The sequence below is a fragment of the Patiriisocius marinistellae genome (assembly GCF_009014635.1).
GTDB lineage: Bacteria > Bacteroidota > Bacteroidia > Flavobacteriales > Flavobacteriaceae > Patiriisocius > Patiriisocius marinistellae.
In genome coordinates this window covers 125,114-145,052 of sequence record NZ_BKCF01000005.1, presented here as the reverse complement: position 1 = coordinate 145,052, position 19,939 = coordinate 125,114, and the positions used below count along the sequence as shown (strand labels likewise).

Here is a 19,939-nt window from a genome sequence, read left to right as displayed (position 1 = left end):
TCTTCACTCACATCCACTTTAAAGTGAAAATTTTTCAGTAAATTTTATAAGATTCTTAATTTTTTCTATAGAATATGCATCTTCATGAGCTTTTGAGAAAGCTCCTTTATCATTATCAAAGTACTTCCCAGAACCATTATTATATTCTTTAGAAGTTGCTAAATCATATAAAACATTTACACCTTTTTCTGCAGGTGACCAATGCTGTCCGTACGCTTCCTTAGCCATTTTTGTATTTAATAACGATCCTGGATTTACAGCAATAATTGTAATATTTGGCTCGTTTTTCGCTAGTTCAAAACTCCACATTGTTAATGCTAGTTTGCTCTGCGCATAACTATTATTGTCCGTAACTTCTTCGTCTCCATTCAATACAGATTCATTAACAGAAGATTGAGCAGCAGAACTCAAATTGATAACCCTAGGTGCTTCGGAAATTTTAAGGATTGAAAGTATGTTAGTAGTTAATACATAAGGGGCTAAATAATTTACTGTCATTCTTATATCTAAACCATCTTTTGTTTTACTAATAGGGCTTTTTAATATTCCGGCATTATTAATTAATATATCTATTTTAGGAATTTCCTTTTTTATATGATCCGCTAAATTTTTCACAGCTTTTAAATCTGAAAAATCTGCAACAAGGCCATTGATGTTCTTGTTATTTGAAGCTGACTTAATTTCTTCAACAACTGCATTTACTTTAGCTTCACTCCTACCATGAATATAAACGGTGTTTCCGTCTTTAGCTAGTTTTAAAGCGGTTAGTTTTCCTATTCCGTCAGTACTTCCTGTTATTATTATAGTTTTCATTTTTATAGTATTTAATATTATTAGTAACGTCACGCGAGTAATAACAACTTTTTCGGGATTGTATCAAATAGTATTTCTTAACATATTCTAGACACTATTTTCATTAGGAAAATCACTCGAACTGACGTCTTGCTATCATTGTAATTTATTCTAAAACTTTTATATCGTTTAAAACGGTGCAATCATGTCTTTAGGACTATCTGGCACACTCCAACGATCACTAGCTGTGACGTTGTCTGATGTCACAACCTTAGACGATGAATTACCTGTATTACCATAGCTACTTGCACTACCTCTAGGAACTTGCATACGGTCACCGTAAAGCCATACAACCAAATTACTACGTTGTCCACTAGTTATTGGATGTGTAGCGTGTGGTACGTTTCCTGTGTGAATTATTGCTTTACCTGGTTCAAAAATAGTTTTAACAACATTTCCTGTGGTTTTATCATGGAAATCTACTTGAGACCCTGTAAATTCTTCATCAGGTAAGTTAATATTAATATTTAAGGTAGCAGCCGAAGCATCGGTATGCGCATGCAAATCCTTATCTTTATCTGGATTGTACTGAATAGAAAAACCAAAAGTTTGGTTATCATAACCATAAGTACCAAGTAACAAACGAGCTATCGGACGCATATAACGATCCATAATTTCATTATAAAATGCTTGAAAATTAGGCGCAGCAAGATATCCCTCTGATCGTGGGTCTAACATAACTCCGTAACGATTTAATTGAATGCCATACGGTGCACGCCTCGGAATTTCAGAATTTACAGTAGCTTCTAAATAATTACGAAATTCTGCTAAACGTTCCAAGTCAAAAAACTGAGCAGAATATACTCCAGGAATAATTTCTTCCCATAAATCGGCTACAGCATTTTCTTTTTCAGGATTTTCCCAGGCCTCGTTAATAACTTTTCTCAATTTTGGATCAAGCAGTGTTTCATCAGGAACTAATAAACTGTCTTTGTTTTCAAATTCCCATTCTCTCCAAGCATCTTCAAGTAATCTTCGGTTAGTATTCCAAAATTGTGACACAGAAGATTCACGTCTTAACGAATCTTCTCTAGAAGGTAATGCAAGTGCACGAGCTCCCGCAAGTGCGTTATTATTTGTTGTTGATTTCATCGTATAATTGTTTTAAACCAAAAACCACTGTTCAAAGATTTTTTGGTATTGTATTTATCATTCTATTTAATTAATCGCATTTTAATTGTAATTCAAATAACCATTAATCTTACTACAAAGATAACCTTAGACATAAGTAACTCTTTAGTACTAAAAATGGTTGTTTCGGTAGATTCCAAGGTTTATTATTGTGTATATAAAACGCCTCTAAAAAGAGGCATTTTAAACTACTAACCAACTAACTGGATTTTATAAAAATCCATAAAAATTTTAATTTTCAACAACTACTTTTCCAATAGCTTTTCCGCTTGCTAAATGTGCATAAGCATCGCCAACTTGCTCTAATGAAAATTGATTTTCATCTACAATCGGTGTTAAGTGACCTTCGTTAGAAATTTTAGCTAATTTTTCTAAAATATTACTGTGATTTTCTCTTTTGAAGTTATGTAACATCGGAATTAACATAAACACCACGTGTAACGATGCTCCTTTAAAATGCAACGGAGTTAAATCTATTTCTAATAAAGAAACCGTTGTAGAAATATGTCCGTTTAAGGCAACCGCCTCCATAGAGTTAGTCAGGTTTGGACCACCAACGGTATCGAAAACCACATCAAAACCACCATCTGTGTATTTTGCAGTGTAATCTGCTACTTTTTCAGTCATGTAATCAATAAACGTAGCGCCAAATTTTTCAACGGTAGCTTTTTGATTATCTCCAGTTCCTGTTGCAAAAACTTCTGCTCCAAAGTATTTAGCTAATTGCACTGCTAAATGACCAACACCACCAGAACCACCATGTACTAATACTTTCTGACCTACTTTAACTCCTGCTCTTGTTAAACCTTCGTAAGCTGTAATTGCAACTAATGGTAAAGCAGCAGTTTCACGCATGGTTAAATCTTTTGGTTTATGACCAATTAAGTTACTATCTGCAACAATGTATTCGGTTAATGTTCCTGGTAAATCTGCTAATCCGCCAGCACAACCGTAAACTTCGTCTCCTACAGCATAACCTGTAACGCCTTCGCCAACAGCTTCTACTGTTCCTGAGAAATCCATACCTAATAAGGCTGGTGCAGCTGGTGATAATGGTAAATCTGTTCCCATATTTTTAATCATCATGTCAATAGTATTAACACTAGATGCTGCTATTTTCACTAAAACGTGATTTGCTTTTACTTCTGGTTTTGCTATTTCTGATACTTCGAAATTTCCGTTTTCTCCGTAATTGTTTATAAGCATTGCTTTCATATTCTATCCTCTTTTATTTATTATAATTAGTATTGTTTTTATTAATTAACTGCTTGAATATCCATAACCATTTGCTCCCAATTCTTTTGGTTGTTATGGTCAAATTGGGCACCATTATCATCTGCATATTGGAAACGTTTTACTGCTGGTGTTTTACTTGTCGCTTGAAATAATTGATACGCTTCTTCTTTTAAAGCTTCTTTAATTGGTAAATCTACCGATGCATACACTGCACGTTTTGAAGCTGCAATAGATTCTGCTGGAAATTGAGAAATACGTTGTGCTAAAGCATCTACATAAGCACCAATTTCATCTGCGTCTAAAGCTTTGTTTATAGTTCCGAATTTTTCAGCTTCATCAGCATCCCAATCTTTAGCACCTAATATTATTTCTAATGCTTTTCCTAAATCTGCTTGTCTAGCCATACGAGATGCGCCACCACCACAAGGCAAAATTCCCATACCAACTTCCATTTGCATAAACTTGGCTTTTCCTCTAGCTGCAAAACGCATATCTAATGCTAATGCCATTTCGTGTCCGCCACCACGTGCAAATCCTTCAATTTTTGCTATAGTTGCTTGTGGTACATTACTTAATCTTTCTAATATAGCTTGTAAGTCTAATAACTGTATTTCGTTTCTTGGTACTGCTTCTGTAGATAAATCTTTTAATAAATCGGTATCATAATGACATACCCAATATCCTGGATTAGACGATTCAAAAACTACTACTTTTACACTTCTATCGCGTTCTAATCGTAAGCAAAGACTGCTTAAATCTGCCAACATTTCTTGTCCCTGTACGTTTACTGGTCCGAAGTTGATGTCTACGGTTAAAATTCCTCCGTCTTGCTTTGCTGTAAATGTTTGAAAGTTCTTGTAGTTCATGGTCTCGTATTTTAAATTGTTTATGTGTGTATTAATTACACTGCAAATTTAAAATAGACACCAAGGTTTTATTTGGTAGAAATCAAAGTGGTATTAGTAAAAAAAAAGGTTTTATTAAAAAATTAAGCCAAACTTGCTCTAAAAGCACTTAAACTCGTGCCTTTATAACTTTGAAATGTTTTGTTTAAATGACTTGAATCTGTAAAACCGAGTTCTGCTGCAATTTCAGAATATTGTAAATCGGTATATTTTAAACGGGTTTCTACAAGTTTTAATTTGTAGTTGATGACGTACTTTTTTAAGGAAACATCCGTATGTTTTTTGAAATATTCACTGATGTAATTATCTGCCATATGAAATTCTTCTGCTAGACTTTTAGTCGATAGCAATTCCGAATTATAAATATTGGAATGGATATAATTGATGATTTGCTGAATTTTAGACGATTTCACTTCTTTTACAGAATCGGAAGTATTTATAAATTGAATATTTCGCGCAATAAGATGTAAAATTACGGACAATGAATTTTGAATGATGAAGATATCGAAGGATTGCTTATTCAGATATTCGGTTGCCACCATATTTACTAAAGCGACTAAATGCGAACGATCTGCTTCGGTTTCAAACTGCATTTCACGAAGCTCATGACTTTCACTATTTAAGATTTCTTCTATTTTACGAAACCAATCGTTTACCGGAAGATTTACATTTTGCGAACTTGTATTTCTAAAAAAACTCTTTAAAAACTTAACTGCTACCGTAGAAGTTTCTGTTTCCGGATTTAAGATATAAATATCATCTGGAATAAATACAAAAATGCTATTTGGTGTGTATTTTACCATTTTACCATTGATTTTTATGGTTCCTGAGCCTTCTTCAAAATAGACGATTTCAAAAAATCGAATGGTTGTGTATTTACAAAACTCAAAAAACGTTTGGTTTTTGTATTGCGCAATAACGATGTTTTCGATGATAGTTCTAGGCATGACAATCTTTTTTTAAATATACTGAATATTGAAATAGGAAAAGCCACAAAACTGTGGCTTCTACTTGCTATTAATCAATAAATAAATATCAATTATATTATTTTACTTCAAACTCTCCGTTACTTCTAATATAAAGAACCGTTTCTTTTTCTGCTGAAATAATTGACGTTGCATTTTCTTTTGCTCCAAAATACGATGGTGCGTTTAATTTCTTTTTAGTTTCTTTTTTAGAAAACTGGTGTAAAATTCCTCCAGAAATAACTACTGCTCTAAAATTCGGACTCAAATTTTTAATTTTTCCTTTAAAACCAGCTGGTAATTTTAAAAGCGTTGCACGTAATTGATTTTCTTCGTGACTTCCCCATAAAAAGGCAGTTTCAACATTGCTCTTTGCTGAAACCCACTCGATATCTTTAGAATTTAACCATACCAAATTGGTTTTATCTACGTTAATTGGACGCTCGCCATTATCAAAAGCTTCCGATGTTGGTTTTACTAAATATGGACCTTCTTGAATATCTAAAAAAGCCATGTTTTCGTTATCAGCAGCAGCTGTAATATGCGCTTCTCCTGCTGGTTGCTGCCAATAAGAACCTGCTGGCAACCATTGTTTTTCGGCTTGTTCGTCATCATTATGTAATAAACCTTGAATTACTACTCCACGATAGGTAATATTATGAATGTGTGGTGGTGAAGAAAAACCCTTTTTGAATTTTACTAAGAACCCTGCTGGTTCGTTTTTTGTTCGGTCTCCCCAAAGTTTTCCTGCTGCAGGACTTTTATCACCTCGTAACGGATTTAACCAACCCGATTCCACGTTGTCTGCAGTTACGACTTCATTTACAGATTTAATACTGTCTGTTGTTGGTGTCTGTGCGTTTACAAAAACACCAGTGACTAGTGCTAATGCGATTAAGATATTTTTTTTCATGTTTTTCATTTTGAAAATCCTTCTAAAACAATTTTACCTTTAGCTTTTCCTGTTTCTAAGAAAGCGTGGGCTTTTCTAAGGTTTTCGGCATTTATAGTTCCGAAGTTTTCGCCTAAGGTTGTTTTAATCGTACCGTTATCAATTAATTGGGAAGCTTTGTTTAAAATATTGTGTTGTTCAATCATGTCTTCCGTTTGAAACATTGCACGTGTGAACATTAACTCGATATGCGTAGAAACGGCTTTCCCTTTAAAAGGCATCACGTTTAACGATTTTGGATCGTCAATAAATCCGAATTTACCTTGTGGTTTAATCAGTTTTACAATTTCATCTACATGATGTTCTGTGGCATTTAAACTCACTACATATTCTGGTGCAGGAAGGTTGTATTTTTTAAACTCTTCGCTTAATTTATTTCTGTGATTGATCACTGTATCTGCGCCTAATTCTTTTAACCAAGACGTCGTTTCTTCGCGAGAAGCAGTACCAATAATGTTTAATTTTGTCAGCTTTTTAGCTAGTTGAACCAATATAGAACCAACACCCCCAGCAGCACCAATAACTAAAATAGATTTGTTGGCATTGTCTTTAGAAACTTGTAATCTATCAAACAACATTTCGTATGCTGTAAGTGTCGTTAATGGTAAAGCAGCAGCTTCAGCATAAGATAAGCTTGAAGGTTTTTTACCAACAATACGTTCGTCTACAACTTGATATTCTGCATAACTTCCTTGACGTGTAAAATCTCCTGCATACCAAACTTCATCTCCAACCTTAAACAAAGTAACATCTTCTCCAACTTCCTTTACAATACCAGTTGCATCCCAACCAATTACTTTCCAATCGTCTCCTTCTACAGGCATTCCTGCACGCACTTTGTAATCTGCTGGATTTACAGAAATGGCTTTAATTTCAACAAGAATATCTCTTCCCGTTGCTTTTGGTGTTTCTAATTCTATTTCTTGTAAAGAATTTACATTGTCGATCGGTAAATTCTCTTTGTATCCTATTGCTTTCATCTGACAAAAAATTTGAAATTATATTATTGTGAAAGTTTCGCTTTCTGGTAATCTTGATTTTGGTGTTTTTTCTGTGGAATTGAAATCAGACTCAGCATGATATCCTAAAGATACAGCGACTAAAGATGTGTATCCTTTTTCTCTTAACCCGAATTCTTCGTCTAAAGCTTTTACATCGATACCTTCCATTGGTGTAGCATCAATTCCTAAACTAGCAACACCTAATAAAAAGCTACCAATGTTAAGGTATACTTGCTTCTCCATCCAATGTTGTAAATCTTTTAAATCGTATTTATGAATTCCTGCAAATGCTTTAACAGCACCTAAGAATCCGTTCTTTATATCTTCATTTGGAAATCTTCCGTCTGCATCCTCTGTGTTTGCTATGTGATTATAGTAATCTTCATCTGCATCAATTTTTGAACAAAATAAAACTACAGCTGAAGCATTAGTTACTTTAGGTTCGTTAAAACTGAAAAAGCCTTGTGTTCCTTTTGCGACACGTGCTTTACCTTCGGTAGTTTCAGCAACTATAAAGTGCCAAGGTTGTAGGTTTACGCTTGAAGGACTCATTCTTAACAAGTTTTTAATTTCAGCCATATCTGCATCAGATATTTTTTTGGTTGCATCATATTCTTTAGTTGTGTATCTCCAGTTTAAAATTTCTTTTAAATTCATTTAAGTATATTTAATAAGGTTGATTCTAATTAGTGGGACAAAGATAAATACATAAAGAAACTCATTAATGTACAAGCAAAGGGAATGATTGTACAAATAAAGGTTTACTCTCAAGTAATTCTAAATTATATAGTTATTTTACCTAATTTTGAAGCAAAATGTTGTAATAATGAACATAATTGAATCATATAAACCTTTTGAAATACAAGAAATTGAATTAGAGGAGTGGAAACAACGTCCTGTCAAAAACAATTTTTTTGAATTGGTTTTAGTGAAAAGTGGCAAAGGCATTCAATGTATAAACTATAATGAATCTAATTATCAAAACGGAAGTGTTTATTTGCTCCCACCTTTAAAATGCCATTCATTTACTATTGAGAAACCTACAAAATTTGTATTTCTCAAATTTACAGATTCATTTTTTAAAAATATAAATAATGTAACTATTGATAGAAATGAATGGTTTAAAGAGGCATCATATATATTATCTAATTACAACCAATTACCAGGAGATATCATTAAAAACGATATAGATAGAAATCATTTAACAAGTTTGATTGAAATGATTTTACAAGAATCTAGAAATTATGGTAAGGAATCTGTTAGTCTGATAACTAGCTTAATGACAAGCGTTTTAGAGTTGTTAATTAGAAACATTAAAAAGAGTAGTTATTACGAAATTCAACAAAAAAACACGGATGATAGAATCACTAAAATGCTGACATATATTAATGAAAATATTGATAAAACAGAATTACTAAAAGTTGAAAACTTAGCAAATGTTTTTATGATGTCTTCAACCTATGTTAGCGAATTTTTTAAAAAACAAGTGAACATATCCTTACGTGAGTATATAATTAAAGCAAAGCTGAAATTAGTTGAAATACGCTTATTAAATTCTGATTTCACATTAACTCAAATTGCTGAAGAATTAGGTTTTACTGATGTGAGTCACTTATCTAAAACTTTTAAACGTTATTCGGGAATATCCTTACGTGAGTTTAAAAATAATGGAGAATATATGCTGCTGAAACGTACAGCTTGTTCCTAATTAAAATTTCAGAAAAAAAACTTTAAAATCTAATTTAGTGATATGAGTGGAAGCATTCTTTTTGAAGCCATCGTTTTTTTGGCCGGTGCAGTAATATGTGTACCTATTGTTAAACGACTTGGATTAAGTTCGGTAATTGGGTATTTATTAGCTGGAATGTTAATTGGTCCTTACATTTTAGGCTTTGTGGGTCAGGAAGGTGAAGACATTCTTGAATTTGCTGAATTTGGAGTAGTGATGATGCTTTTTATTATTGGGTTAGAAATAAAACCAAAGAGTTTCTGGCAAATGAGAAAATTAGTCTTAGGTATGGGAAGTATTCAAGTTTTTGGAACCATGACACTAACATTTTTACTGTTGTATGGCTTAGGGATAGATTGGACTTTATCATTAACTGTGGCTATGGCAGTAGCACTATCTTCTACGGCAATTACCCTACAAACAAATAAGGAAAAAGGATTAATGGAAACCACATATGGAACGTCCTCTTTCTCAATTCTTTTATTTCAAGACATTATAGTAATTGTCATGTTAGGAATACTTCCTTTGCTATCTAATGTCTCAGGCACTACTTCAGCTGGAGATGACACACACAATGCTCATACAAACCTTCTCGAAAGTTTACCTTTAGGTTTACAAGCGCTCGCCATCGTTGTATCTATAGCGTTAATAGTATTAACAGGTAGATATCTTATAGTTCCTATGTTAAGATTAGTTGCTAAGGCAAGAGTAAGAGAATTATTAGTAGCTTCTTCTTTATTAATTGTGGTAGGGATTTCTTTTTTAATGGAATTAGTAGGACTAAGCCCTGCTTTGGGAGCTTTTCTAGGAGGAGTCGTTTTAGCTACAAGTGAATTTAAACATGAATTAGAAAGCACTCTCGACCCTTTTAAAGGGTTACTTTTAGGATTGTTTTTTATGGCAGTAGGGGCTTCTATTAATTTTGTTGTAATAGGCGAAAATCCATTATTAATAAGTGGTTTAGTAATCGCAGTTATTCTTATTAAAGCAATAGTATTATTTGTCGTAGGAGTCATCTTTAAACTTAAGATTGATCAACGTCTATTATTAATGGTGGGATTAGCACAAATAGGCGAATTTGCATTTGTATTACTTTCTTTTGCATTTCAGCTTAATATTTTTGAGCGCGAACAATTAGACATTATGCTTGTGGTAACAGCACTCACAATGACGCTTACACCCATATTATGGATATTAAATGAACGATTGTGTCTTCCTAGAATAGGCACTAAAGAAGCTGAAAAAAGACCTATGGACGAAATTCAAAAAAACCATAAAGTTATTTTAGTAGGTTTTGGCCATTTTGGCAGTACCGTAGGAAGGTTTCTTCGTGCACATGGTGTACCCACCACTGTACTTGATTTAGATTCAAATAGAGTAGATTTTTTAAGAAAAATGGGATTTGAGGTATTCTATGGAGACGCATCCAGAATGGATCTTTTAGAGTCTGCAGGTATTTCAGAAGCAGATTTTTTAATTTGCGCTATCGACAACCCAGAAGCCGCACTGGGTATCATAAAGAAAGTAAAAGAAAAATATCCTAATGTAAAATTATTAGTCCGTGCTAAAAATCGATACGACGCTTATGAACTTCATAATTTAGGAATTGAGCATATATACCGGGAATCGCTTGATACTTCAGTCAAAATGGCGAGTGATGTATTACATTTTATGGGTTTTGATAGAAACGCAACTGATGAACAGGCTCAAAAATTTACGCAACTTGACATAGCTAGTTTACAACGTTTAGCTGTAACACCAAAAAACGAAAAAGAATATATATTTAAAGCACGAGAAGAAATCGCACAACAGGAAAAATTATTGATGGAAGATCTTAAGATGGGAAGCAGTAAAATTTAAAATATTAAAACAATATATCAATTCACATTATTAAAGTATTTATAGATAAAAAACATGGAGAATTTATTATCCTTTTCAATAACAGTGTTTACAGGTTTTTTTGCAATTACAAACCCTATTTCAAACATGACAGTCTTCCTATCATTAACCGAAGGGGCTACTGCTAAAACCAAGCATAGTATTAATAAAAGAGCAAATATTATTGCATTTATAATTGTAACGTTATTTATAGTTTTAGGTAAATTCATTTTTGAATTATTCAACATTACCATACCAGCATTTAAAATTTTTGGAGGTATTTTAGTTTTCTTTATAGGTTTTGAAATGCTTCAGTCAAAAAAATCTAATGTTAAACATTTAAAAGTAGTTGATGTCGATGAAAACATAGCAGTATCACCATTAGCCATTCCTATTATAGCTGGACCTGGAACTATTGTAACTGCCATGAATGCTGTTTCAGATGTAAGCTATTTGCAGATAGGACTGGTTATAGCAATTTTTGGATTAATGTGTTTATTAACTTTCATAACATTTCGGGCCAGTGATCTAATAGTAAAAGTATTAGGGAACAATGTAATTTCTGTTATTGGAAAAATTATGGGGTTACTTATTGGTATAATTGGAACTGGTATGATTATCGAAGGAATAAGAATTGCTTTTGATTTATAACCAGAAATGAGCAAGGAACTTACAAAAATTTATTTTTGACAAAAAAATATTAAACATTCAAATAATGACACTTTCTTTAAATGATAATTATTTATACTTTTTTGTATTCATACATAAATTCATTTCTAAATATAAATATCAAGCTTAATAAAAAAATGACTCAAATATATTTTAGAAAGACAATTATATGGGGAGTAGTCATATATTCTTGCCTATTATTTATGTCTTGTACTTCTTTACAATACAGAAAACCAGATATTAAAATTATTGATGAGTTTAAGAAAAAAGGGGTCTCTTCTGAAATGTATTATTATCAAAAAGATGAATTAAACATTAATATCCGGGTTCAAAAAGTAAAGCTTTCTGACCAAGATATCAACGTAGTTTTTTTTCACGGCTCACCTAGTTCTCTCACAGCTTGGCAGGAATATATGGGCGATCCGGCACTTGGAAAAGCAGCAAATTTATTTGCAATTGATAGACCAGGTTATGGGTATTCTAATTTTGGCAAAGCAATGCCATCCATTGAGGAACAAGCCGTATTAATAAATGCAGTTGTAAAAGATTTAAAATTAGACAATATTATTACCATAGGAACATCATATGGAGGGTCACTAGCCGCAAGGTTAGCAGTACTCAATAAAAATGTCAAGGGTGTTATACTTTTATCTGCGGCAATGGATCCCATTCAAGAAAAAGATATTTGGGCTTCTCGATTTACTCGCTGGTGGTTGACACGTTGGATTGTTCCTACTGGTTACAGAGTGGCAGGAGATGAAAAGAAAGTGCATTCATTTGAATTAAAAAAAATAGAAAAGGACTGGAATAATCTTAAAACTCCAGTACTCCATCTTCACGGATCGGATGACAACGTAGTCCCCGTTGGCAATCTAAAATATACAGATTCAATTTTTCCAAATAGCACCATAAAATTAATACCAAAAATTGGGCATAATTTAGCATGGGAAAGAATTGACATTGTTAAGCCCGAAATTCTTAAATTTATTGATACTGTTTTTAATTAAAGTTTCAAATAAAATTTATTTAAAAACATTGAATTCACTAGAGAAATCATATCAAAAAATGTCGCTTATTTTTCAATTTTTAATGTTCCTATAAACACAATAATAGGTGCTTACAAGATATTATTAGCGGGTGTAAAAATAAAATTGTATTTTATTTCAGCAAAACACAGAAAAAACACGAAAACACTTATATTTCTTGAACTAACCGAATCATTTGATTTGTGAACCCCCATTCATTATCATACCACGCCATTACCTTTACTAAATCACCATCAACCACTTTAGTCATTGCTAAGTCAACAGTTGCCGCGAAAGAACTTTTAACAATATCGGATGAAACTAATGGCTCTAATGTAACAGCGACCACTTGATTATATCTTTTAGATTTTGACTCGTCTGTTAAAATTGAATTGATTTCATCTATCGAAGTTGGTCTTTCTGTTATGAAAGTTATGTCTGAAATAGAACCCACAGGAACAGGAACCCTTACAGCAACACCATCAAATTTGCCCTCATACTGTGGTAATGCCTTAGTCGTTGCAATTGCTGCACCTGTTGTAGACGGTGCTAGATTTATCGCCGCAGCTCTTCCCATTCTCAAATTGCTATTCGAAGGCCCATCAACAAGTGATTGTGATGTTGTATAAGCGTGAATGGTATTAAGTATCGCTTTTTTTATTCCTATACGACGGCCTAAAATCTCAATAATTGGACTAGTGTTGTTAGTTGTACAACTTGCACAAGAAAAAACATTCATTTTCTCTTTACTATTATTTACACCATGAACAATCATAGGTGTATCTTTTGTAGGACCAGATATAATCACAAACTTAGACCCAGCAATAATATGCTTTTGAGCACCAGCCATATTTGTAAAAAAACCTGTACTTTCTATAGTAACATCAATTTCAAGATCTTCCCAGGGTAATAATTCGGGATCTTTAATAGATGTATATTTAATCTTAACTCCATCAATAATTAAATTATCGGCATCGTGAGTTACAACTTTTTCGTAATTCCCGTAGACGCTATCATATTTTAAAGCATAAACAGCATTTTCTATACTCATTAAATCATTGATACCAACCACTTTCAAATCTGCAGTATTTTCTATAACCTTAAATGCAGCTCTTCCTATTCGGCCAAAACCATTAATTGCTATTTTCTTCATTCCTTTTTAATTTAACTATAAAATTGATATATATATGATGTGTAACCTGTTTTTAAAAGGAACAGATTTCTTTATTTGTACGTCTTTACTTCCAGCTACTTATATATTCTCTTCGGAAATTTTAATCAAATAAAATTTCTCATTTAAAACAACAATTATTAGTGTACTTGTTTCTTTAATTCTGAAATGATTTCTATAGACAATTTTGTAAGTGATTGTATTTTAGGAAGATCAAAATTTCCTTCATTATTTTTGACCATTAATTTTGACCCCATACCCACACAAGTTACTCCAGCATTAAACCACCCTGTTAAATTTTCTTTCGTGGGAGAAACACCACCAGTAGGCATAATACTCGTCCATGGACAAGGCCCTTTAATTGCTTTAATTATATCTGGGCCATAAATTCCACCAGGAAACAATTTCACAATTTCACAACCTAATTCTTCAGCTTTAGCAATTTCTGTTAAAGAACCACAACCAGGCGACCACAATACTTTTCTTCTATTACAAACTGTAGCAATATCCTCTCTTAAGACAGGAGTAACTATAAAGTTTGCACCTAACTGCATATATAATGATGCCGCTGCTGCATCTGTAACTGAGCCAACACCCATAATCATCCCTGGGAGCTCTCCAATTGCATATTTATTTAATTCAGAAAATATTTCAAAAGCAAAATCACCTCTACTAGTAAACTCCATTAATCTTGCACCTCCATCATAACATGCTTTTAAAACTTGTTTTCCTGTTTCTAAATCTGGATGAAAAAATAAAGGAACCAAGCCAGTTTTTTCCATTTTCTGTGCTACTTCTATTCTTGAATATTGTGCCATTTTAATAATGTTATCTTGATACTTCGCCAAAAGTATTCCCGCTTAATAAGTTTTCGATTTCCTCGAGTGTAATTAAATTATAATCTCCCGAAACAGTATGTTTTAAACAACAAGCAGCAACTGCAATATTAAGTGCTCTTTGTTTATCATTAGTATCTTTTAATAATCCATAAATTAATCCTCCCATAAATGCATCGCCACTTCCCACTCTATCAACAACTGGAGTTACTTCTTTAATATCTGCATTATAGATTGTCTTACCATCATATAAAATACCCCCAATACGTTGGTGAGATGCACTAACAGAATACCTTAACGTTGTAGCTACAGTTTGTAAGTTAGGACATAGTTTAAATATTTGATCATATAACACAGGTAGAGAAGTTTCATTATGGTAATTGGGATCAACTTTATCTTTCCCTAACATAAATAAAGCGGTATCGATATCTCCTAAGATAATGTTGCTATACTTTAAAAGTTCGGGCATTACTTGATGGGGTTCTTTACCATATTGCCATAGTTTAGATCTATAATTTAAGTCTGAAGAGATTGTAACTCCTAGATTGTGTGCTACCTTTATCGCTTCAAGACATTCTTCCGCAGCAGATTCAGAAATTGCTGGAGTTATACCACTCCAATGAAACCATGATACATCCTTTAAAACTGACTCCCAATCTATAGAACCTTTTTCAATAGTGGCCATTGAACTATTTGTCCTATCATAGACCACTTTACTACCACGAGTACCAGCACCTGTTTCTAGAAAATAAATACCTAATCTATCTCCTCCGTAAACAATATTTTTAGACACAATATTAAATTTGCGCATTTCTTTAAGTGCACAAGCAGCAATTTCATTCTCTGGAAGCCTAGTTATAAACTCGACAGGAATCCCATAATTTGCTAAAGATACTGCTACGTTAAATTCACCACCACCGTATGTAGCAGCAAAAGTTTTTGCTTGAGAAAACCTTAGATGACGCTCTGTTGAGAGCCTTAACATAATCTCACCAAATGTGACAACTTTATTCATTTTATAATTTTTTTTTACTAAATCTTAAAATTTAAAAAGCCAAATAGCTTTATTAGAAGTCCCCATATTATATTAAATAAAAAGGATAAAAAATAATAAAGCTATTTGCTACATTTTTAAATTCCTAGTGCTTGTCCACCACCTATTTGAACAGTCTCCGCAGTAATAAAGGATGCATCCTTACTAGCTAGAAAAGACACAACACCAGCGACATCTTCAGGTTGACCTAATCTCCCTAGCATAATATTATTAGCCCAAGAAGCAAAAACCTCTGGTTTTGTAGCTTTTATTTGAGCGTGGAATGGCGTATCAATTGTTCCAGGAGATACTGCATTAACTCTAATCCCGTATTCTGCTAAATCTTTTGCTAATGCTCTAGTAATAGCATGTACTCCCGCTTTTGATGTGCCGTAAATCCCTGCTCCAGGTCCTCCAGCTGTCCATCCCGCATTTGATGTATAATTAATGATAGAAGGGTGCTCTCCATCTTTCAAAAATGGAATCGCTGCTCTAGATGCAAAAAACACGGAATCTAAGTTTAATGCCATAACATTTCTGTAGAATTCAGTTGTCATTTCTTCAAATCTAGACCTGCCCCCTAAACCTCCAGCATTGTTAACCAGAACATCTATTTTGCCATACTTCTCTCCTATTTTTTTAATGTTTGCTGTAACAGCATCTTCATTAGTAACGTCAAACTCATAATATTCAGCAGTGATTCCTTCGTCTGTAAGTTCTTTAATTCTTTCTGCTCCTGCCTCAGCATTGATACCGTTTAAAACAACAGTATAACCATCTTTGCCTAATCTTTTTGCTACTGCAAATCCAATACCTCCTGTGGCTCCTGTAATTATTGCAACTTTCTTTTCCATTTTACTCATTTTTATAATTTATACTTAATCATTTATATCTATTGGTTCAATATTCTTAATTAGTAAGAATATTGACAATACTGCTAGTGGTGCTAACACAGCCAAAATAATGAATGCTGGTGTGTAAGAGTCAACCGTTATTATTGGAATTAACCAGTTCATAATTATTACTGACACAGCCCCTATACTTCCGCATAATCCTGCAAGTGTTCCAACTGACTCACCACTTAGAAGGTCGCTTGGAATTGTTTGAATATTACTAATAGCAAACTGGAAACCAAATAATACCAGAAAAACAAAACAAACAAATTTTAATGGTGTGTCTGCAAATAGTATTGCTCCTAAGATTGATACTACGATGACTACAGCTCCTATAACAACAGTTTTCTTTCTACTGTAATCAATGGTTTTAGTTTTGATTAGGTTTTTTGCATACCAGCCTCCGGCTAAACTACCTATCATCGCTCCTACATAAGGGAACCAGGCATAATAGCCAATCTCTTTTACACTAAAGTTATATTCATTAAATAAATATATAGGCATCCAGAATACAAACAACCACCAGATAGGTTCAATAAAAAATCGTGAAATAATTACCCCCCAAGATTCTTTTTTTGATAAAATTTCTTTCACACTTAAACTGAGCCCATTTACTTGATCTTTCCTGCTTTCGTGTCTTCCAGCAAGTATATATTGTCTCTCCATTTCAGTAATCCATGGGTGTGCTACAGGGCTTTTCTTATTCATTATAACCCATGGAATTATCCATAGAAAACCAAGAACACCAATAATAAGAAATGTTATTTGCCATCCATAAGCTCCAAAAAGTTCGGCGATTGTTGGAGCGGCAATTATTGATCCAATCCCTGCTCCAGCATTGAAAATTCCTTGAGCAAGTGCTCTTTCTTGTATAGGAAACCATTCTGCATTATTTTTAACTGCACCTGGCCAGTTTCCTGCTTCACCTATTCCTAAAAGTCCTCTAAAAATTCCTAGAGATGCAGCACCTTTTGCAAAAAAATGTAATGCAGATGCTAATGACCAAAGGGCAATGGATAAAACGAAACCAATTTTTGTTCCAACTTTATCATATACTTTTCCAGAAATAAATTTACCAGCTGCATAAGTGGCGGTGAAAATGTTAATTACCCAAGCGTAGTCTGCCTCAGTTAAACCTAAGTCTTTACTCATCTCTGGCCACATTATTCCTAATGCAGATCTATCTATATAATTTATAATTGTTGCGAGACAAACAAGTCCTATAATCCACCACCTAAGTCCTTTTACTTTCATGTTTTTATATTTCAGTTAAGCTAAATTCTTAGAATTAGGCATTTGATTAATTATTAGTTAAAATTCAATTAACAATGGGCTATAGTTTGTAATTGCTTTTGAGTAATCATTAGCTTATAAAAAAATTATAAGCTAAACTGATTGTTTATTTTTTAAAGAATATTTTACATATCTACGTTATAGCAGTATTTATAAAGCTCTTTAAAGTGTTTTTTCATTCTTTTTTTAGCTAGCTGAGGATTTTGCTCTTTAATTGCGTCATAAATAAGCCTGTGTTCTTCAATTCCTGAAAAAGCTGAAGCAGCATCGCATACATGATATTTTCCGAAATTTGTAATAATTTCTGGGGTGATAATTAACATAAATGTATTCATAGTACTATTTCCGCTAGCTTTTGCTATTGCTAGATGAAAAAGCAAGTCTTCTTGAACAGCATCTTCACCATTATTTACCTTAGAAGCATAAGATTCAAGAGCATTTTTTATGCTAGTGAGGTCTTCATTTGTTCTTCGAATTGCTGCTAACCTTGCTGTTTTTAATTCTAATAAAATTCTTGTTTCAACAAGTGATTTAAAATCTGGGTCTTCAAGACGCAGAATATCTTCAATCATTCCATTCATTGCTACAACACCAATGTTTGCTATAAATGTTCCACTTTGAGGTATAGACTTTAATAATCCATATAATTCAAGTTTTTGAATTGCCTCACGAATTGTACTTCTTGTTACTTCAAATTTTTCTGAAAGCATTCTCTCAGATGGTAATTTATCACCTGGCTCTAGATTTTTATAATTTATTAAATCTCTAATTTTAGCTATCACTCTTTTTTGGACTGAGTAATTATCATGTGTTGTAAAGACCTCTACTTTCATAAAATTTATATATTGAATAATTGGTTAACCAAATTTATAATTTTAAAGTTAGATGCCTCTTATATTTTAGTAATACATTTATTTTAGATAAGTTTTACTGACCTTTACTGATAAGGTCAGTAAAACTATTAACGAATTTTATATAGCTAATCCAAAAATTCGTTTGTAAGATTTAGAAATAAGTCAATTATAACTAAATCTTCTTAATATCCAGGATTTTGCGTAATTACCCCATCGCTTGCAAGAATTTCTGAAATTGGGATTGGAAATACAAAATAATTAGGGTTTATATCTTGATTCATTTCAGCATTAACAGTTCCTGTTCTAACTAAATCAAACCACCTATGACCTTCAAATGCTAATTCTAATCTTCGTTCATCTTGTATTGCTTGTTTAACAAGCTCTGGAGTGTTTAATATATTAGGGTCTAAAACATCTAACCCAGCTCTAGTTCTTATAGGATTTAGTAATGGCAATACTATTGACGCTGGAGCTCCATTTTCATTTAATGATTCTGCATACAATAGAACCATGTCTGCTAGTCTTAGCTCTATCCAATCGTGGTCTGGACCTCCAGCTTGCGTATATTTTGGCGACCTAGAAGCGGCTTCATCAATATTTACAACTCTTCTTAAATCTCCAGGGCTTTCATCAAAAGCAGCAACTAAATCTGGATCTAATGGCGTAGGTGCTTTAGTATCTTGTCCTAAATACCATTCCCAAAATTCTGAAAAGCCATATTCGTCTTCAACAGAACTAGAAATTAAAGTAGCAAATAATATTTCAGAATTTTCAACATTTGCCAAATCAAATATATCTTCGTAGTTTTCTTCCAAGGTTACACCGGCTGACGATGCTTCACTTAAAACATTTGCAAGAATAGGTTCTGCACTACTAAAACTGCCTCTGTGGACATACACTTTACCAAGTAGTCCTTGAGCAGCTAACCTAGATGCCCTACCAGTAGTTATTCCGCCATTATTTAAGGTTGCAATAGCATCTTGTAAGTCTGGAATAATTACAGTATCGTAAACTGCTGTTGTGGATTGTCTAGTTAAATCAAATGTAGGAATGTCTTCAATTCCTGGTACGGTTAAAACAACACTTACATCACCAAATACTTGAACTAGTTTAAAATAAGATAAAGCTCTTAAAAATTTTGCTTCGCCAATATGAGTAGCGTTTTCTGAATTTAAAATTACATTATTAGCGCTTAATATTGATCTATATAATGCAGTGTAGAGCGGCCCAAAAAACTGATCTTCCATTGCCGTTAACCCTGGGTCAAATTCATCAAACTCTGTATATGGAGCTTCTTGCATTAATGCATTGTCTGCTCTAAAATCGCCCATTACTGCCATTGGTGTTACAGAACCAAGTTGGTAATAATATGCAGCATTTAAAACTCCAGTGAAATCTGTTAAAGAATCTGAACTCGCAATGTTTGGTGGTACTTCATCTAAGTCTGTGCTACAAGACATTGTTAATAATAATGATCCTAAAAATAATATATATACTTTTTTCATCTTTTCTTTAA

The 19,939-nt window shown here is 33.1% G+C and carries 19 protein-coding genes; 4 read left to right on the top strand and 15 right to left on the bottom strand.

Annotated elements, in window-relative coordinates; genetic code table 11:
* Positions 1-18: 18 nt before the first annotated feature.
* From GB234_RS12545 to nfsB, 8 genes are all read right to left on the bottom strand, one after another.
* Entirely contained in the window at positions 19-813 is a 795-nt protein-coding gene (locus GB234_RS12545) for an SDR family NAD(P)-dependent oxidoreductase (protein WP_151894924.1), read from the bottom strand.
* A gap of 168 nt (positions 814-981) precedes the next feature.
* Entirely contained in the window at positions 982-1,944 is a 963-nt protein-coding gene (locus GB234_RS12540; protein ID WP_151894923.1) for a 2OG-Fe(II) oxygenase, read from the bottom strand.
* 270 nt (positions 1,945-2,214) lie between these two features.
* Positions 2,215-3,198 (bottom strand): zinc-dependent alcohol dehydrogenase family protein, encoded by a 984-nt coding sequence (locus tag GB234_RS12535; RefSeq protein ID WP_151894922.1) that lies wholly within the window; start codon positions 3,196-3,198, stop codon positions 2,215-2,217.
* 41 nt (positions 3,199-3,239) lie between these two features.
* Complete coding sequence (locus GB234_RS12530; RefSeq protein WP_151894921.1) at positions 3,240-4,085, bottom strand: enoyl-CoA hydratase/isomerase family protein; 846 nt, start codon at positions 4,083-4,085, stop codon at positions 3,240-3,242.
* 122 nt (positions 4,086-4,207) lie between these two features.
* On the bottom strand, positions 4,208-5,071 hold the full coding sequence (locus tag GB234_RS12525; RefSeq protein WP_151894920.1) for an AraC family transcriptional regulator: 864 nt from the start codon (positions 5,069-5,071) through the stop codon (positions 4,208-4,210).
* A gap of 97 nt (positions 5,072-5,168) precedes the next feature.
* Entirely contained in the window at positions 5,169-6,002 is an 834-nt protein-coding gene (locus GB234_RS12520) for a DUF4437 domain-containing protein (RefSeq protein WP_151894919.1), read from the bottom strand.
* 5 nt (positions 6,003-6,007) lie between these two features.
* A complete protein-coding gene (locus GB234_RS12515; RefSeq protein ID WP_151894918.1) occupies positions 6,008-7,021 on the bottom strand; it encodes a zinc-binding alcohol dehydrogenase family protein in 1,014 nt (337 codons plus the stop codon).
* A gap of 18 nt (positions 7,022-7,039) precedes the next feature.
* On the bottom strand, positions 7,040-7,699 hold the full coding sequence (gene nfsB, locus GB234_RS12510; protein ID WP_151894917.1) for an oxygen-insensitive NAD(P)H nitroreductase: 660 nt from the start codon (positions 7,697-7,699) through the stop codon (positions 7,040-7,042).
* Between the two features lie 169 nt (positions 7,700-7,868).
* Between nfsB and GB234_RS12505 the strand changes: the two genes are divergently transcribed.
* The 4 genes from GB234_RS12505 to GB234_RS12490 all read left to right on the top strand — a co-directional run bounded on the left by GB234_RS12505 (position 7,869) and on the right by GB234_RS12490 (position 12,325).
* Entirely contained in the window at positions 7,869-8,750 is an 882-nt protein-coding gene (locus GB234_RS12505) for an AraC family transcriptional regulator (protein ID WP_151894916.1), read from the top strand.
* A 42-nt stretch (positions 8,751-8,792) separates the two neighbouring features.
* The gene (locus GB234_RS12500; protein WP_151894915.1) at positions 8,793-10,631 is read left to right on the top strand and encodes a monovalent cation:proton antiporter-2 (CPA2) family protein; all 1,839 of its coding nucleotides are present in this window, start codon (positions 8,793-8,795) and stop codon (positions 10,629-10,631) included.
* A gap of 54 nt (positions 10,632-10,685) precedes the next feature.
* Positions 10,686-11,300, top strand: a complete 615-nt coding sequence (locus tag GB234_RS12495) for a MarC family protein (protein WP_151894914.1) — start codon at positions 10,686-10,688, stop codon at positions 11,298-11,300.
* A 155-nt stretch (positions 11,301-11,455) separates the two neighbouring features.
* Positions 11,456-12,325 carry an alpha/beta fold hydrolase gene (locus tag GB234_RS12490; protein ID WP_151894913.1) on the top strand — a complete coding sequence of 290 codons (870 nt, stop codon included), beginning with the start codon at positions 11,456-11,458 and terminating at the stop codon, positions 12,323-12,325.
* A gap of 187 nt (positions 12,326-12,512) precedes the next feature.
* On the opposite strand, the gene GB234_RS12485 is transcribed toward GB234_RS12490, so the two are convergent.
* The 7 genes from GB234_RS12485 to GB234_RS12455 form a co-directional block, all read right to left on the bottom strand.
* Complete coding sequence (locus tag GB234_RS12485) at positions 12,513-13,496, bottom strand: type I glyceraldehyde-3-phosphate dehydrogenase (protein ID WP_151894912.1); 984 nt, start codon at positions 13,494-13,496, stop codon at positions 12,513-12,515.
* Between the two features lie 158 nt (positions 13,497-13,654).
* Positions 13,655-14,332, bottom strand: coding sequence for a bifunctional 4-hydroxy-2-oxoglutarate aldolase/2-dehydro-3-deoxy-phosphogluconate aldolase (locus GB234_RS12480; RefSeq protein ID WP_151894911.1), 678 nt, complete (start codon positions 14,330-14,332; stop codon positions 13,655-13,657).
* 10 nt (positions 14,333-14,342) lie between these two features.
* Positions 14,343-15,365, bottom strand: coding sequence for a sugar kinase (locus tag GB234_RS12475; protein ID WP_151894910.1), 1,023 nt, complete (start codon positions 15,363-15,365; stop codon positions 14,343-14,345).
* A gap of 116 nt (positions 15,366-15,481) precedes the next feature.
* Positions 15,482-16,246 (bottom strand): SDR family NAD(P)-dependent oxidoreductase, encoded by a 765-nt coding sequence (locus GB234_RS12470; RefSeq protein ID WP_151894909.1) that lies wholly within the window; start codon positions 16,244-16,246, stop codon positions 15,482-15,484.
* Between the two features lie 15 nt (positions 16,247-16,261).
* Positions 16,262-17,530 (bottom strand): MFS transporter, encoded by a 1,269-nt coding sequence (locus tag GB234_RS12465; RefSeq protein ID WP_151894908.1) that lies wholly within the window; start codon positions 17,528-17,530, stop codon positions 16,262-16,264.
* A 164-nt stretch (positions 17,531-17,694) separates the two neighbouring features.
* Positions 17,695-18,402 carry a FadR/GntR family transcriptional regulator gene (locus tag GB234_RS12460; protein ID WP_151894907.1) on the bottom strand — a complete coding sequence of 236 codons (708 nt, stop codon included), beginning with the start codon at positions 18,400-18,402 and terminating at the stop codon, positions 17,695-17,697.
* A gap of 203 nt (positions 18,403-18,605) precedes the next feature.
* Positions 18,606-19,928 carry a RagB/SusD family nutrient uptake outer membrane protein gene (locus tag GB234_RS12455; RefSeq protein WP_151894906.1) on the bottom strand — a complete coding sequence of 441 codons (1,323 nt, stop codon included), beginning with the start codon at positions 19,926-19,928 and terminating at the stop codon, positions 18,606-18,608.
* Between the last annotated feature and the right edge of the window lie 11 nt (positions 19,929-19,939).

Bases quoted from the DNA above. Each gene is read 5' to 3' on its own strand.
- GB234_RS12530 (WP_151894921.1), bottom strand. From the start codon at position 4,085: ATGAACTACAAGAACTTTCAAACATTTACAGCAAAGCAAGACGGAGGA.
- GB234_RS12490 (WP_151894913.1), top strand. From the start codon at position 11,456: ATGACTCAAATATATTTTAGAAAGACAATTATATGGGGAGTAGTCATA.
- GB234_RS12515 (WP_151894918.1), bottom strand. From the start codon at position 7,021: ATGAAAGCAATAGGATACAAAGAGAATTTACCGATCGACAATGTAAAT.
- GB234_RS12465 (WP_151894908.1), bottom strand. From the start codon at position 17,530: ATGAAAGTAAAAGGACTTAGGTGGTGGATTATAGGACTTGTTTGTCTC.
- GB234_RS12525 (WP_151894920.1), bottom strand. From the start codon at position 5,071: ATGCCTAGAACTATCATCGAAAACATCGTTATTGCGCAATACAAAAAC.
- GB234_RS12520 (WP_151894919.1), bottom strand. From the start codon at position 6,002: ATGAAAAAAAATATCTTAATCGCATTAGCACTAGTCACTGGTGTTTTT.
- GB234_RS12535 (WP_151894922.1), bottom strand. From the start codon at position 3,198: ATGAAAGCAATGCTTATAAACAATTACGGAGAAAACGGAAATTTCGAA.
- GB234_RS12455 (WP_151894906.1), bottom strand. From the start codon at position 19,928: ATGAAAAAAGTATATATATTATTTTTAGGATCATTATTATTAACAATG.
- GB234_RS12495 (WP_151894914.1), top strand. From the start codon at position 10,686: ATGGAGAATTTATTATCCTTTTCAATAACAGTGTTTACAGGTTTTTTT.
- GB234_RS12545 (WP_151894924.1), bottom strand. From the start codon at position 813: ATGAAAACTATAATAATAACAGGAAGTACTGACGGAATAGGAAAACTA.
- GB234_RS12540 (WP_151894923.1), bottom strand. From the start codon at position 1,944: ATGAAATCAACAACAAATAATAACGCACTTGCGGGAGCTCGTGCACTT.
- nfsB (WP_151894917.1), bottom strand. From the start codon at position 7,699: ATGAATTTAAAAGAAATTTTAAACTGGAGATACACAACTAAAGAATAT.
- GB234_RS12500 (WP_151894915.1), top strand. From the start codon at position 8,793: ATGAGTGGAAGCATTCTTTTTGAAGCCATCGTTTTTTTGGCCGGTGCA.
- GB234_RS12480 (WP_151894911.1), bottom strand. From the start codon at position 14,332: ATGGCACAATATTCAAGAATAGAAGTAGCACAGAAAATGGAAAAAACT.
- GB234_RS12470 (WP_151894909.1), bottom strand. From the start codon at position 16,246: ATGAGTAAAATGGAAAAGAAAGTTGCAATAATTACAGGAGCCACAGGA.
- GB234_RS12505 (WP_151894916.1), top strand. From the start codon at position 7,869: ATGAACATAATTGAATCATATAAACCTTTTGAAATACAAGAAATTGAA.
- GB234_RS12460 (WP_151894907.1), bottom strand. From the start codon at position 18,402: ATGAAAGTAGAGGTCTTTACAACACATGATAATTACTCAGTCCAAAAA.
- GB234_RS12485 (WP_151894912.1), bottom strand. From the start codon at position 13,496: ATGAAGAAAATAGCAATTAATGGTTTTGGCCGAATAGGAAGAGCTGCA.
- GB234_RS12475 (WP_151894910.1), bottom strand. From the start codon at position 15,365: ATGAATAAAGTTGTCACATTTGGTGAGATTATGTTAAGGCTCTCAACA.